Source organism: Nonomuraea guangzhouensis, from assembly GCF_019396345.1.
Taxonomy (GTDB): domain Bacteria; phylum Actinomycetota; class Actinomycetes; order Streptosporangiales; family Streptosporangiaceae; genus Nonomuraea; species Nonomuraea guangzhouensis.
This window is the reverse complement of the sequence record NZ_JAHKRM010000009.1, coordinates 97,966-111,059: the sequence shown is the minus strand read 5'-3', so window position 1 is coordinate 111,059 and position 13,094 is coordinate 97,966. Positions and strand designations below refer to the sequence as shown.

Annotated in this window: 11 protein-coding genes and 1 pseudogene; 8 read left to right on the top strand and 4 right to left on the bottom strand. The window is 68.5% G+C overall.

Annotation, left to right across the window (positions count from 1 at the left end; translation table 11 throughout):
• The first annotated feature begins 80 nt into the window (after nucleotides 1–80).
• The 5 genes from KME78_RS19680 to KME78_RS19660 all read left to right on the top strand — a co-directional run bounded on the left by KME78_RS19680 (nucleotide 81) and on the right by KME78_RS19660 (nucleotide 4,664).
• On the top strand, nucleotides 81–1,367 hold the full coding sequence (locus KME78_RS19680; protein ID WP_219530555.1) for an ABC transporter substrate-binding protein: 1,287 nt from the start codon (nucleotides 81–83) through the stop codon (nucleotides 1,365–1,367).
• 28 nt (nucleotides 1,368–1,395) lie between these two features.
• Nucleotides 1,396–2,346 carry a carbohydrate ABC transporter permease gene (locus KME78_RS19675; RefSeq protein WP_219530554.1) on the top strand — a complete coding sequence of 317 codons (951 nt, stop codon included), beginning with the start codon at nucleotides 1,396–1,398 and terminating at the stop codon, nucleotides 2,344–2,346.
• The gene (locus KME78_RS19670) at nucleotides 2,343–3,158 is read left to right on the top strand and encodes a carbohydrate ABC transporter permease (protein ID WP_219530553.1); all 816 of its coding nucleotides are present in this window, start codon (nucleotides 2,343–2,345) and stop codon (nucleotides 3,156–3,158) included. The genes KME78_RS19675 and KME78_RS19670 overlap by 4 nt, the downstream gene beginning before the upstream one ends.
• A gap of 5 nt (nucleotides 3,159–3,163) precedes the next feature.
• Nucleotides 3,164–4,312, top strand: a complete 1,149-nt coding sequence (dgoD, locus tag KME78_RS19665) for a galactonate dehydratase (RefSeq protein WP_219530552.1) — start codon at nucleotides 3,164–3,166, stop codon at nucleotides 4,310–4,312.
• A 100-nt stretch (nucleotides 4,313–4,412) separates the two neighbouring features.
• The gene (locus tag KME78_RS19660; protein WP_219530551.1) at nucleotides 4,413–4,664 is read left to right on the top strand and encodes a beta/alpha barrel domain-containing protein; all 252 of its coding nucleotides are present in this window, start codon (nucleotides 4,413–4,415) and stop codon (nucleotides 4,662–4,664) included.
• Nucleotides 4,665–4,966: 302 nt separating this feature from the next.
• Here KME78_RS19660 and KME78_RS19655 read toward each other — a convergent pair whose 3' ends face one another.
• On the bottom strand, nucleotides 4,967–5,581 hold the full coding sequence (locus tag KME78_RS19655; RefSeq protein ID WP_246651450.1) for a TetR/AcrR family transcriptional regulator: 615 nt from the start codon (nucleotides 5,579–5,581) through the stop codon (nucleotides 4,967–4,969).
• 26 nt (nucleotides 5,582–5,607) lie between these two features.
• Here KME78_RS19655 and KME78_RS19650 point away from each other — a divergent pair, with 26 nt between their 5' ends.
• The gene (locus KME78_RS19650; RefSeq protein WP_219530550.1) at nucleotides 5,608–6,921 is read left to right on the top strand and encodes a M14 family zinc carboxypeptidase; all 1,314 of its coding nucleotides are present in this window, start codon (nucleotides 5,608–5,610) and stop codon (nucleotides 6,919–6,921) included.
• Nucleotides 6,922–7,178: 257 nt separating this feature from the next.
• Nucleotides 7,179–7,796, top strand: coding sequence for a maleylpyruvate isomerase family mycothiol-dependent enzyme (locus KME78_RS19645; protein WP_219530549.1), 618 nt, complete (start codon nucleotides 7,179–7,181; stop codon nucleotides 7,794–7,796).
• A gap of 497 nt (nucleotides 7,797–8,293) precedes the next feature.
• Here the strand turns inward: KME78_RS19645 and KME78_RS19640 are convergent, their stop codons facing one another.
• The 3 genes from KME78_RS19640 to KME78_RS67980 all read right to left on the bottom strand — a co-directional run bounded on the left by KME78_RS19640 (nucleotide 8,294) and on the right by KME78_RS67980 (nucleotide 9,817).
• Complete coding sequence (locus KME78_RS19640) at nucleotides 8,294–8,683, bottom strand: hypothetical protein (RefSeq protein WP_219530548.1); 390 nt, start codon at nucleotides 8,681–8,683, stop codon at nucleotides 8,294–8,296.
• 233 nt (nucleotides 8,684–8,916) lie between these two features.
• Nucleotides 8,917–9,495: a hypothetical protein gene (locus KME78_RS19635; protein ID WP_219530547.1), complete on the bottom strand. Its 579-nt coding sequence runs from the start codon at nucleotides 9,493–9,495 to the stop codon at nucleotides 8,917–8,919.
• Nucleotides 9,496–9,562: 67 nt separating this feature from the next.
• Nucleotides 9,563–9,817, bottom strand: coding sequence for a DUF6188 family protein (locus KME78_RS67980; RefSeq protein WP_219530546.1), 255 nt, complete (start codon nucleotides 9,815–9,817; stop codon nucleotides 9,563–9,565).
• A gap of 69 nt (nucleotides 9,818–9,886) precedes the next feature.
• Here KME78_RS67980 and KME78_RS67975 point away from each other — a divergent pair.
• Nucleotides 9,887–13,009 (top strand): annotated as a pseudogene (locus KME78_RS67975) (Tn3 family transposase).
• The last annotated feature ends 85 nt before the right edge of the window (nucleotides 13,010–13,094 follow it).

The following is a 13,094-nucleotide window of genomic DNA, read 5'->3' as shown; positions in this document are numbered from 1 at the left end:
ATCCCGACATTAAGCAGATGTTAAGAGAGTGTGGCGCTCTTCCGGGGGAGGTGGCGGCCATGACAGAAAGGTGGGATGACGTGCGACGTCGATCGATACTCGGTACATCTCTGGCCATGATCGCCGCCATGGGCCTGACCGCCTGTGGCGGTGGCGGCGACAGCGGCGCGTCCAAGACGGTCCGCATCACGCTGACCAACCACGTGTGGACCGAGAACATCAAGCGGGCCCTGCCCGAGTTCGAGAAGCAGACCGGGCTCAAGGCCGAGGTCACCCAGCTCGGCGAGGACCAGCTCTCCGACCAGTACAACGTCAAGCTGAACGCCGGCTCGTCCGACATCGACGTGATGATGTACCGCCCCCTTCAGGAGGGCAGGCTCTTCGCCAAGAACAAGTACCTGGCCGACCTGTCGGAGCAGGTGAAGGCCAACAAGGACTGGGACTTCGGCGACTTCCAGGCCGGCCCGGTGGAGGCCACCACGTACGAGGGCAAGCCGGTCGGCGTCCCGATCATCACCGAGCAGGAGGTCCTCTACTACCGCAAGGACCTGCTCGAGAAGGCCGGCCTGAGCGCCCCGCCGAAGACCCTCGACGAGCTCAAGGCCGCCGCCGCCAAGATCAAGGCGGCCGAGCCGGACGTCGCCGGTTTCGTCGCCCGTACCGGCAAGTCGGCGGCGGTCACCCAGTTCTCCAGCTTCCTGTACAGCTTCGGCGGCGACTTCGTCGACGGCGGCGGCAAGGCCGCGGTCAACAGCGAAGCGGCCAAGCAGGCGTACGCCTACTACGGCGGGCTGATCAAGGACTCCGGCCCGGCGAACGTCAGCACCGACATGAGCTGGTCCGAGGCGATGGCCATCTTCACCCAGGGCAAGGCCGCCTTCTACACCGAGGCCAACTCGCTCTACAAGAACGCCACCGACCCGGCCAAATCCAAGGTCTCGGACAAGGTCGGCTTCGCGCCGTTCCCGGCCGGCCCGAGCGGTTCCAAGCCGTACAACATCCCGGCGTGGGCACTGGGCATCAACGCCAACTCGGAGAACACGGGCAACGCCTGGAAGTTCATCGAATGGGCCACCAGCAAGGCGCAGACGCTCGCCCAGCAGAAGTCCGGCGTGCCGGGCGCCCGCAGCTCGGTCTGGACCAGCCCGGACGGCACCTCGACCTTCCCGAAGGACATGGTGGAGGCCATCGCGGCCAGTACCAAGGACGGGGTGGGTCATGACCGGCCGCAGGTCGTGAAGGTCGCCGAGTCCCGGGAGATCGTGGGCCAGCCGATCGTCGACGCGATCACCGGCAAGGACGCCGCCGCGGCCGCCGACACGGCCAATGCCGCGTTCCAGAAGTTCCTGGACGAAGAGGCCAAGTAAGCGGCATCCGCCGACCCCTGGAGTCCCCATGGCAACGATCACCACAGCCACCACCGAGGCGCCGCGAGGCGCCCCCGCCGCCCCCGACACGCCCGGCTGGCTGCGCTGGGCCGACGACCACCGCAAATGGCTCTTCGCCGCGCCCGCGATGGTCTTCGTCGCCGCGCTGCTCGTGTTCCCGCTGGCCTGGACCGGCTATCTCAGCCTGACCGACGCCGAGGGATCCGTCCGCGCGGAGAGCGAGTTCGTCGGCTTCCAGAACTACCTCGACGTCCTGTCGGACACCGACCGGTTCTGGCCCGCGGTCGGGCGTACCGCCACGTTCACCGTCGTCGCGCTGCTGTTCGAGGTGGTCCTCGGGATGGCGATCGCGCTGCTGCTCTGGCGGCCGTTCAAAGGGCAGCGGTGGGTCCGGGTCGCCATCCTCATGCCGCTCGTCGCCACCCCGGTGGCGGTGGGCATGATGTGGCGGCTCATCTTCGACCCGAACATCGGCCTGGCCAACCAGCTCCTCGGCTGGTTCGGCATCGGGCCGCAGCCGTGGCTCGCCGGCCAGCACTCGGCCCTGCCCACCACGATCTTCATCGACGTGTGGCAGTGGACGCCGATGGTGGTGCTGATCCTGCTCGCCGGGCTCACCTCGCTGTCGGAGGAGCCGCAGGAGGCGGCGCGCATCGACGGCGCCAGCACCTGGCAGCGGTTCCGGCACGTCACCCTGCCGCTGCTGATGCCCACGCTGACCGTGGCGGTGCTGCTGCGCGGCATCGACGCGCTGAAGACCTTCGACATCCTCTACGCCACGAAGGGCCGCGGCGGCGGTTCGTTCCACGAGGTGGAGACGCTGAACGTGTACGCGTACGGCCTCAGCTTCGACTACAACGAGTACGGCGTCTCCTCCACCGTCCTCATCCTCTTCTTCCTCATCATCGTCGGGGCGATGTGGGCCCTGACCACCCGGCGCAAGGAGGCGCAGCGATGAAGCCCCGGTCCGCGTACCAGGTGTTCCGGGTGGTGGCGCTCACCTTCGTGGTGCTCGCACTGGTCGCGCCGCTGCTCTGGATGATCACCGCGTCGTTCAAGACCAACGTCGACATCTACGACACGGGCAAGGCGCTGGCCTTCTCGCCCACCGCGGACAACTACGCCAAGGTGCTCCAGCAGGCGAACTACGTCGAGTTCATCGTCAACAGCCTCTGGGTGGCGTTCGCCGCCACCGTGGCGTCGCTGATCCTCGGCGTGCCGGCCGCGTACTCGATGAGCCGGTTCAACATGCGGAAGTCCGCGCTGGTGGTGCTGATGGCCCGGGTCATCCCAGGCGTCTCGCTGCTGGTGCCCTGGTACTACGTCTTCTCCAACCTGAAGATGGTCGGCGGCTTCGGGGTGCTGATCATCAGCCACATGTTCGTCTCGATGCCGCTGGTGGTCTACATCATGATGGGCTACTTCGACAGCCTGCCCGAAGAGCTGGAGGAGGCGGCACTGGTCGACGGGCTGACCCACGTCGGCGCGTTCCGCCGCATCACCCTGCCGCTGTCCGTGCCGGGCATCGCCACCGCCGGGATCCTGTCCTTCATCTTCTCCTGGAACAACTTCATGTTCGCGCTCGTACTCTCCGACGCCGACACCAAGACCCTGCCCGTGGCGATCTTCGACTTCGTCGGCTACGCCAGCATCGACTGGGGCGGCCTGATGGCCGCGGCCACCGTGGTCACCGTGCCGATCATGGTGATCGCCCTGTTCGTGCAGAAGTACGTGGTCTCCGGCCTCACCGCCGGTGCGACGAAGGGCTGACCGGCATGACGACCATCACGCGCATAGAGACGTTCCTCGTCGCCCCCCGCTGGCTGTTCGTCCGGGTGGAGACCGACTGCGGGATCGTCGGCTGGGGCGAGGCCACCTGTGAGGGGCGCTCCGAGACCGTACGCGCCGCCGTCGACCAGCTCGCGGAGCTGCTGATCGGCCGGGACGCGCTGCGCATCGAGGACCACTGGCAGGTACTGACCAAGGGCTCGTTCTACCGGGGCGGCCCGATCCTGGCCAGTGCCGTGGCGGGCCTCGACCAGGCCCTCTGGGACATCGCCGGCAAGCACTTCGGCGCCCCGGTGCACCAACTGCTCGGCGGGCCGGTCCGGGACCGGATCCGGGTGTACGGCTGGGTCGGCGGCGACGAGCCCAGCGAGGTCCGCGACCACGTCGCCGCCCAGGTCGAGGCCGGGCTCACCGCGGTCAAGATGAACGCCTCCGGCAGGATGAGCCCGGTCGCGTCGGTCGCCGAGCTGGACGGCGTGGTCGCCCGGGTGGCCGCCGCCCGCGAGGTGCTCGGCGACGACCGTGACGTCGCGGTCGACTTTCACGGGCGGTTCACGCTGGCCAACGCCCGCCGGGTGGCGCCGCTGCTGGAGCCGTACCGGCCGCTGTTCCTGGAGGAGCCGATCGTCCCGGAGAACTCGCACCTCATCGGCGAGCTCGTCCGCTCGACGACCATCCCGGTCTCGACCGGGGAGCGGCTCTACAGCCGGCAGGAGTTCCTGCCCGTCCTCCAGGCCGGCATCGCGGTCGCCCAGCCTGACCTCTCGCACGCCGGCGGCATCACCGAGGTACGCAAGATCGCCTCGCTCGCCGAGGTGTACGACGTGCAGCTCGCCCCGCACTGCCCGCTCGGTCCGATCGCCCTCGCGGCCTGCCTGCAGGTCGGCTTCGCCACGCCGAACTACCTGATCCAGGAGCAGAGCATCGGCATCCACTACAACCTCAGCGCGGAGGTGCTCGACTACTGCCTCGACAAGACCCCGCTGACCTTCGTGGCCGGGCACGTCGAGCGGCTCACCGCGCCCGGCCTGGGCATCGAGATCGACGAGCAAGCGGTCCGCTCGGCCGACAAGAGAGGGCACGCCTGGCGCGGCCCCATCTGGCGGCACCCGGACGGCTCCTTCGCGGAATGGTGACCATGACCTGCGACCTCACCGAGACCCTCGCCTTTATCCGGCTCCTGGCGATCATCCGGGGCACCGGCACCGCGCTGCTCGGCGAGGGCGCGTCCTGGAGGTGGCCCTGACCACGCCCGGCGCGCTCGACGCCATCGCGGCGAGCCGGCCGGACACCCCGGCCGGCTCGCTGGTCGGCGCCGGCACCGAGGCCGACGTCGCCGATGTGGTCGCGGCCGGTGGGCAGTTCGTCGTCACCCCCGGCGTCATGGACTCCATCGGTGCGGTGATCCTCCGGGGCTCGCGTTGCCCGCCGAGTCGCCCGGCTACCTCGCCGCCGGCGCGATCGCCGTCGGCGTCGGGGGGCCGCTGATCGGCGACGGGGCGGCGTAGTGTGGCCAGTTCGGCGGGGCCGATGACGCGCGGCCGGCCGGTCTTCTTCTTGCCGGGCAGCATGGCACCGGTGGCTTCGCGGCGCTTGGCGGCGGCGATCCCCTCGGCCTGGCGCTCGGCTCGCAGCTCCAGCTCGTACTCCGCGCCGGTCGTGCGACACCGCGCTTGCCCGATTCCTTCTCCGTGACCAGCTCGTCGTAGCCGCCGGCCGCCAGGGCGTCGAGCTGGAGCTGCGGGTTCTGGTCACGCGTCGAGACTCGTCCGTACGCCTCTCGGCGGGCCTCAGGGCGGTCCGACCACGTCCGGGGTGATCAGGGCGCAGGCGGCGGCGGCGAAATACTCCCCAGGGGCAGCGTCAGCGAGGCCAAGGATGACACCCTGGCTCAGGCCGACCAGGAGCGCACGCAGCGCCGTGGCCAGGCGTTGCGCCTGCCGCGATGTGAGGGCGTTCCCGTTGTGGGATCTGCCGGACAGAAGGGTGGTCAGGCGCTCCTCGTGCGCTCGTACGGAGGCGGCGAGTTTGGGCCGTAGTTCGGGGTCGCGTAGCGCCAGGTCCTGCAGGCTGATCTCGAACGACAGGTGGCGCAGCGCGTCGGGGTCGTCGCACAGGCGGCGGTAGTGGCGGGCGAAGACCTCCACCGCCTCGACCAGTTCGAGACCGGGGGAGACCGCCTGTTCGATGCCGTCGTAGTGCGGGCCGAGATAGTCGGTGACCAGGGCGATCAGCAGGCCGTTCTTGCTGCCGAACAGCGAGTAGACGGCGCCGGTGGTCAGCCCGGCCTGCTCGGCGATCTCCTCCAGCCTGGCCCGGTGGCCGTCGCGGGCGACGATCCGACGCGCGGCCTCCAGCAGGGCCTGCCGGTTCCGGTCCTTGGCCTCCGCCCTTGTCATTCTCATAATCTCATTATTACAGTAACCCCGTTATGAATGTTGCAGAGTACATGAGCCGGGTTCCCGGCTATGCCGCGTTCCCATCGGTCGACGCCATGCAGGCCGAGCTGGAGGAGATCGCCGCCGCGCATCCCGATCTGGTACGGCGGCGCCGCATCGGCGCCTCGCGGCTCGGCGAGCCGCTGTGGGCCCTGACCATCGGCGACGGCCCGGCGGACGCGGTGATCATCGCCGGGCCGCATCCCAACGAGCCGGTCGGCGCGCTGACCGTCCTCACGCTGATCAGGCTGCTGTGCCAGGACCCGTTCTCGCTGGGCTTTCGCTGGCACATCGTGGCGTGCGCGGATCCGGACGGCGCACGGCTGAACGAAGGCTGGTACGCCAACCCGGGCGACCGGCGCGCCTACGCCGAGCACTTCTACCGCCCGGACCTGGCCGACCAGGTCGAGTGGACCTTCCCGCTGGTCAGCGGCGACTACCGGTTCGACCGGCCGCTGCCCGAGACGGCCGCGCTCATGCGGCTGATGGACGAGGTTCGGCCGTCGCTGGTCTGCTCGCTGCACAACGGTGAGTATCAGGGCGCGTTCTTCTACCTCAACCGCCGCGATGCCGTCCTGGCCGAGCGGCTGGCCGACCTGCCAGGCGTGGAGGGCCTTCCGCTGCACCACGGCGAGCCGGAACTGCCCGGCGCCGAGCCGATCGCGCCCGCTGTCTTCCTGACGCCGGACGGGGCGCGGGTGGGCGCGGCCTTCGGCGCCGGCGGCAGCAGCGCCGACTACGCCGCCAGGTTCGGCGCGCTCCACCTGGTGACTGAGGTGCCCTCGTGGGCTGATGAGCGGGTGGCCGACCAGAGCGCGGCCGGCCGTACCTATCGAGAAGTGGTCGCCGAAGGGGCGGCGGCCCGGCGAGAGCTGATCGAGACGCTGCAGGCGGGCATGCGGGCCGTCGCCGGCGACCTGACCGTGCGCTCGCCGTTCCGCCGCTCGACCGAGAGCACGCTGGAGACCTTCCGCAAGCTCGCCGAGCTCGAAGAAGAGGCAATGCCCGCGCTCGATCGGCCGGCCACGGTCGCCGAGGAGTTCTCCCACCGCCAGACGCTGCACCTGCTGCGGCTGCGCCTGCTGGGGGTGTTCCTGCGCATGCTGGACGCCGAGCTGGCCACGGGCAACCTCACACCGGCCATCCGGCAGCAACACCACCTGCTCGCCGAACGCTTCGACCAGTGGTACGGACAGGCCGAGGCCGACGGCCCCGGCCCGCCGATCGAGCCGCGCAGGATGGTCGCGGTGCAGCTGGGCGCCATCCTGACCGCCGCTTCCCGCCTGACAGAACGAGTGGCGTCCTGATGAACGGACTCCCGTGCCTGTCGATCGGCGCTGATCGTCCTGCCCTTCACCCCCGAGGCCGCCATCCCGACCGGCTTCGGCCGCCGCTAACAGCCGCCGTCACCATGCTCAACGCGGAAGACGGCTTCGACCTGCGCCCCCGCCTACGCGACGTTCCCGCACCCACGCTGCTGATCCAGGGCGAAAAGGGACGTGGCCTACCCGCTGGAGCTGGCCCGCCAGACCGGATCCACCCATCTGACAAGAAAGAACACCGCATGGACATCACCTCCGCCATCGCCGCCGAACGCACAGAACTGGCGGCGCTACTGGACGACCTAGCGCCCGCCCAGTGGGACGCGCCGACCCTGTGCGCCGGATGGCGCGTACGGGAGGTCGCGGCGCACATGTCGATGGGATTCCGATACTCGCTGCCCAGGATGGTGCTGGAGCTGGTCAAGGCAGGAGGCGACATCAACCGGATGGCCGACCGGCGGGCCCGCCAGGACGCGGCCACCCTGTCCACGGCCGAGCTGGTCAGCGCGATCCGCGACAACGTCCTCCATCCCTGGAAACCTCCGGTCGGCGGCATCACGGCGGCGCTGGGCCACGACCTGATCCACGGCCTGGACATCACCGTCGCCCTCGGCCTCGGCCGCCGTGTCCCCGAAGACCGCGTGCGCGTCCTCTTGGAGCACGTCACCCCCCGGACCCTCAAATTCTTCGGCGCCAACCTCGACGGTGTCGAATTGCGCGCCGACGACCTTGACTGGTCCTTCGGCACCGGCGCCCCCCTGATCGGCTCAGCACAGGATCTCCTCCTGCTCGCCTACGGCCGGAAGTTGCCGCCCGGGCATCTGCGCGGGAAGGCGAGCGATCGCTATGTCGCCGTATGAGCAGACCAGCCGATCACGGCACACCGGAGGAACGGCGAGCCCGGATGTCGGCGTCTGGAGTGTCTTGACCCGGGCCATGACCTGTGTCCGGTCTGCCGCAAGCTGATCTACCCCGGTGAACTCTCGATGCGCTGGTCGTCGAGGGCGTCGTGGATGGCTGACACTTGCCGGTCTTGCGGTGCGCGTAGGTTGTCGCGGCGCTGTCGTTCGGCGGGGGTGAGGTGGACGCTGCAATGTACCGAGCCGATGCCGGTGACGATGGTTTTGGCGCCGCGTTCCTTTTTTTGAGGGGGTGCTGGCTTTGAGGGGGGTGCCGGCGCACTGGGCGTTGGGGTCGGGGTCGTCGCGCATGGCGGTGTCCACGTCGTGGATGAATTGGGGGTCGATGGGTGGGTGCACCATGACCCGATCTTGGTGGTGCTTCCCCGCAGGTCGACGCCGGTTTCTGGTCAGGTAATGCTGCGCGGGTGAGAAGCTCAGGGACTGATAGCCAGGAACTACAGTTTCGTGTTCGCGGCCTCATGAACCTCAGGTGCCAGGGGATCGGCAGTCAACTCCTGCAGATGCGAGCGGACTGCGGCCGTATCTGGCGCTGCCTCACACGCGCGCTGCTGAACCGTTGGCTCGCAATCGTCAAGTGCCTCGACCCTGACGGCTTCGGCTTCATGCGGCGCACATCCCTGAAGCCCGTCCAGGAACGCTTCCCGGGCAAGTGAATGAACCGTGCCTACCCACGCGGCCATGAGCTCGCCCGCGGCTTCATGGATCCCCAACCGGCCCAGGCCTCGTGCTGGAACCTCGGCAGCGCACCATTCCCCAGCGACGACTGTGCGGTGCAACGCGGCCAGCAACACCGGCGCATCGCCCCGGTCACCGACCTCTGCCACCACACGCTCCCCGAACGCGACCAGTGTGTCGTCGCCGCTGCCGATCCACGTGCGGGCGCGTGGCAGCGCGTCTGGCCCAAGGTGGTGGAGCGCCTGTGGGATACCCGGCAGCCACCCGGCCGCGTTGCGTAGGCCGGGGTCTTCGGCGAAGTCGAAGACGATGCGATCGCCGCGCCTACCCAGTTCCTCCAGCGCCCGCCGCCGCTCGGAGCCGCCGGCAGCGACAAGCCCGATCAGGTCTTCGTTGTCGATGGCGACGATTTCGGGTCGTAGCCGAGTGTCTGCATCACATCGTGTGGCAGGCCGGGGCAGGCCGCCACCTTCTCCCGCGTCTCCACCAGAGGATCGGCAGCGAGAAGTCTCGCCCACTCCGGCCTGCCGGAACGTTCTTCGAGGAGGGCGAGTGCGACACGTGGCTGGGCTGCCGGATCGACGTCGTCGGCTGTGAGCCGCCCTTCGTGGGCGAGTCGTATGGCGGCTCCCTCGAAGCGTGACAGCGCGGCTAACTGCACGCGGCTGAGATCCGACCGGCAGGCCACGGCCTCGGCGACGTCCGCGTCCGCAGTCGCGATGAGCTGATCGATCAGTTCGGGCGGTAGCGCCGTGTTCTCGGCCAGCCCGAGGAGAGCATGTTGCACAGGAGGAATCCTGCCCGAGCAGGAATCGAACGGCCATCCGAATACGACGCTTGCGCGGACGTTCCGCACTGCGAGCTCCCGTGTCCGGGCGTCCAGGTAGTCCGGTAGGAATTTCCGTCGGATATGGCCCTGAGCTGGGGTTAGGTAGGGGTCGGTGATCGTCTCTGGAGGCACTGCCGCTACGTTCGGACCGTCTGTCCTGGTTCGTGCGTGGAGTGGGGTCTCGTGTCGCAGAAGATGTTCACGGCCGAGCAACTGGAGCAGTTGCCGTCATTCCCGGAGATGTCACGCTCCACGCCTCGAAATCCGGGCGGGGCTCGACGTTGAGGTGCAGGCCGCTGTCGAAGACCAGCCGCAGTCCGCCGGTCTTGAACGGGGGCAGACCAAGTACGGGAGAAGGGGACAGCGGGGCTGCTGAACGGCTAGTCAGAGGGGGTGTTCCTCGGATGATGTGGCCCTCTGCTTGGGCTTGATTGCGGTTTGGTGAACAAGGCATCTGCTGGAGTTGGTCGTCGCTACGGTTTCGGCGTCTGGACGCCGGGATCGAGGCGAGGGACGGCCTTGGATGACGTGGATCGAGCGGACCGCCTATCCGCAGTTCAAGCGGCTGACGTCGGCGCGGGTGCTGCATGTGTTCTTCACGCCGTCGCCGGAAGAGGTGGATTGGGCTGAAAAACGGACCGGCAGCCCGGAGTCGTGCTTCGCGCTGGTGCTGGCGTTGAAGTGCTTCCAGAAGATGGCGCGCTTCCCGTCCCCGGACGAGATCCCCGAGGTGGTGATCGACCACGTTCGGCGCTGCCTGGAGTTGGCCGACGATGTCTGGCCGGACCATGGCTCCTCCGGCAGCGCAAAGGCGCAGCGCAAGCTGGTGCGCCAGCGTCAGGGCGTGAAGTACGACGCGGGCCGGGCCCGGGCGATTGCCGCAGTGGCGATCCGGCAGGCGGCCCAAGCCAAGAACAACCCGGCAGACCTGATCAACGTCGCGATCGAGGAATTACTCCGGCTCCGGCTGGAACTACTCGGATACACGACGCTGGAGGACCTGGCCACCAGCATTCGGGCCGAGGTGAACACCACCATCTTCGCCACGATCCTGCAGCGGATGGGCGAGGCCGGCCGGGCCCGGATGGAAGGTCTGCTCGTCGTCGGGCCAGATGGCAAATCGACGTTCAACCGGCTCAAGAAGCCCGCCCAGCGGGCCACCTGGTCGCGATTCCGCGAGCAGGTGAGATGGCTGGACCAGGTGGACGCGCTCGGCGACACCGACGCCTGGCTGGACGGCATCGCGCCGTCGAAGATCGCCGACTTCGCTGGTGAGGCCGACGCCCAGGACGCCGATACCTTGTCGCGCTACGACCCGGTCAAGCAGGTGGCGTTGCTGGCGTGCCTGACGCACACCGCCCGGATGCGGGCCCGCGACGACCTGGCCGAGATGCTGTGCAAGCGGATGGCCTCCCACGTCAAGCGGGCCAAGGCGGAGCTGGAGGAGATCCGCGCGCGGCAGCGCGCGACCAGCGAGCGGCTGATCGGCACCTACCGTCAGGTGCTGGAACGTCTCGACCCCGGTAGCGAGACTTCGGCCGCCGGACGCGAGGCGGTGGCGCGGGCCATGGAGGCGGTGACCTCGTGCGCCGGTAATGCCGGGCAGGTCTAGGCGCTGGGTGAGATGCTGTCGGCGCTCGTGGTGCAGACCCACAGCGTGCAGGCGGTGCGGGCGGCGGTGGAGCAGGCCGGCGGGTTCGCCGCCCAGCTGGCCGACATCGAGGAGGTCGCCGCCTTCCACGGCGACGCCCACGAGCTGCTGGTGTACCGGTTCTACAAGAAGGACCGGCCAGCGTTGTTCGAGCTGGCGGGCAAGCTGCGGCTGAAGGCCACCTCCAACGACGATTCGGTGCTGGCCGCGCTGGCGCACGCCCGCGAGCACTCACCCAAGCGCCGCGACTTCATCCCGCTGCCGCCACCGGTGGAGGAGGATGAGCCGGAGTCGGGCATCGCGTTCGCCTCGGGCAACTGGCGACGCGCGGTGACCGACCGGCGCCGTCCCGGCATGGTGGCGCGCCGGCACTTCGAGGCGATGGTGTTCTGCTACCTGGCCGAGGAGCTGCGCACCGGGGACGTGGCCGTGCTTGGCTCGAACGAGTACGCCGACTGGGGCGCCCACCTGCTTCCCTGGGAAGAGTGCCAGCCACGGCTGGCGGCGTTCTGCGAGAAGGTCGGGCTGCCTGACACCCCCGCCGGTTTCGTCGCTCACCTCAAGGATGCCCACCTGAGTGCGGCCGCGCATCTGGATGCCGGCTACCTCGACAACGCCGACCTGATCATCGACGACAATGGCGTGCCCACCCTCAAACGCCGCCGCGGTAAGGGCAGCGATGCCGAGGCCGAACGGCTGGCGGCCGAGATCGAGCGGCGCATGCCCGAACGCTCACTGCTGTCGATCGTCGCGCGCACCGCCCACTGGCTGAGCTGGTATCGCCACTTCGGCCCCGCCTCCGGCTCCGACCCCAAGATCAAAGACAAGCTGGGCCGGTACTCGCTGGCGGTGTTCACCGGCGGCATCAACATCGGCCCGTACGAGGCGGCCAAGCACATCGCCGGCGTCACCGCCCGCGAGCTGTCCATGGTCCGCAACCGGCACATCACCCTGAAGAAGCTGAACGCGGCGATCGCCGACGTGGTCAACGCCTTCGCCGAGCTGGACGTGGTCAAGGCATGGGGGGATGGCAGCACGGTGGCCGCCGACGGCACCCAGGTGGACACCTACATCGATAATCTGCTGGCCGAGACCAGTATTCGGTACGGAGGGTTCGGCGGCATCGCCTACCACTACATCTCCGACACCTACGTTGCGCTGTTCTCCCGGTTCATCCCGTGCGGGGTGTGGGAGGCGGTGCACCTGATCGAGGGGCTGCTGGCGAATGCCTCAGACATCCAGCCCTCCACCGTGCATGCCGACACCCAGGGTCAGAACTTCCCGGTCTTCACCCTGGCCACGTTGTTCGGGTTCGACCTGATGCCGCGTATCCGCAATTTCAAGGACCTGATCTTTTTCCGCGCCTCTGAGAAGATCGCCTATCCGCACATCGATCAGCTGTTCGGGGAGAGCGGCCGCAACGTCATCGACTGGAAGCTGATCGACAAGCACTGGATCGACCTGATGCAGGTGGCGATCTCCATCAGTGAGGGCCGCCTCAGCTCGGCCACGCTGATGCGGCGGCTGCGGTCCAACTCCCGTAAGAACCGCATCTACAAGGCCTTCCGTGAGGTCGGCCGCAGCGTGCGCACAGTGGCGTTGTTGCGGTATCTGGCCGACCCGGCGTTGCGGGCGCGGGTGACCGCGGCGACCAACAAGGTCGAGTCCTACAACGGATTCTCCAAGTGGCTCGGGTTCGGCGGGGTGCTGGCCGACAATGACCCCGAAGAGCAGGAGAAACTGATCAAGTTCAACACCCTGCTGGCCAACCTGGTCGTCTTCCACAACGCCTTGGACATCTCCGACGTCGTGCGGCAGCTTGTCGCCGAGGGCTGGAGCATCACCGCCGACCACCTCGGCCAGATCGCCCCCTACCTGCGTGCGCACATCAGCCGCTTCGGTGCGTACGCGACCGATGAGCTTCGTCACCGGCCCGATCCATTCGATCCGCTGCTGAAGGAGGTCGACTTCAGCGACGTCGAGCTGGCCGCTTGATCATGGAGGCGTTTGGTGCTGGCTGGCCGCCCCGCGATGACAGCCCGGACATGACAGGCACCGCCCGCCTAGCACTTGCCGCGAA

Excerpts from the sequence above, each read along its gene's own strand:
- KME78_RS19675 (WP_219530554.1), top strand. The coding sequence starts at position 1,396 with ATGGCAACGATCACCACAGCCACCACCGAGGCGCCGCGAGGCGCCCCC.
- KME78_RS19670 (WP_219530553.1), top strand. The coding sequence starts at position 2,343 with ATGAAGCCCCGGTCCGCGTACCAGGTGTTCCGGGTGGTGGCGCTCACC.
- dgoD (WP_219530552.1), top strand. The coding sequence starts at position 3,164 with ATGACGACCATCACGCGCATAGAGACGTTCCTCGTCGCCCCCCGCTGG.
- KME78_RS19655 (WP_246651450.1), bottom strand. The coding sequence starts at position 5,581 with ATGAGAATGACAAGGGCGGAGGCCAAGGACCGGAACCGGCAGGCCCTG.
- KME78_RS19650 (WP_219530550.1), top strand. The coding sequence starts at position 5,608 with ATGAATGTTGCAGAGTACATGAGCCGGGTTCCCGGCTATGCCGCGTTC.
- KME78_RS19645 (WP_219530549.1), top strand. The coding sequence starts at position 7,179 with ATGGACATCACCTCCGCCATCGCCGCCGAACGCACAGAACTGGCGGCG.
- KME78_RS67980 (WP_219530546.1), bottom strand. The coding sequence starts at position 9,817 with ATGCCTTGTTCACCAAACCGCAATCAAGCCCAAGCAGAGGGCCACATC.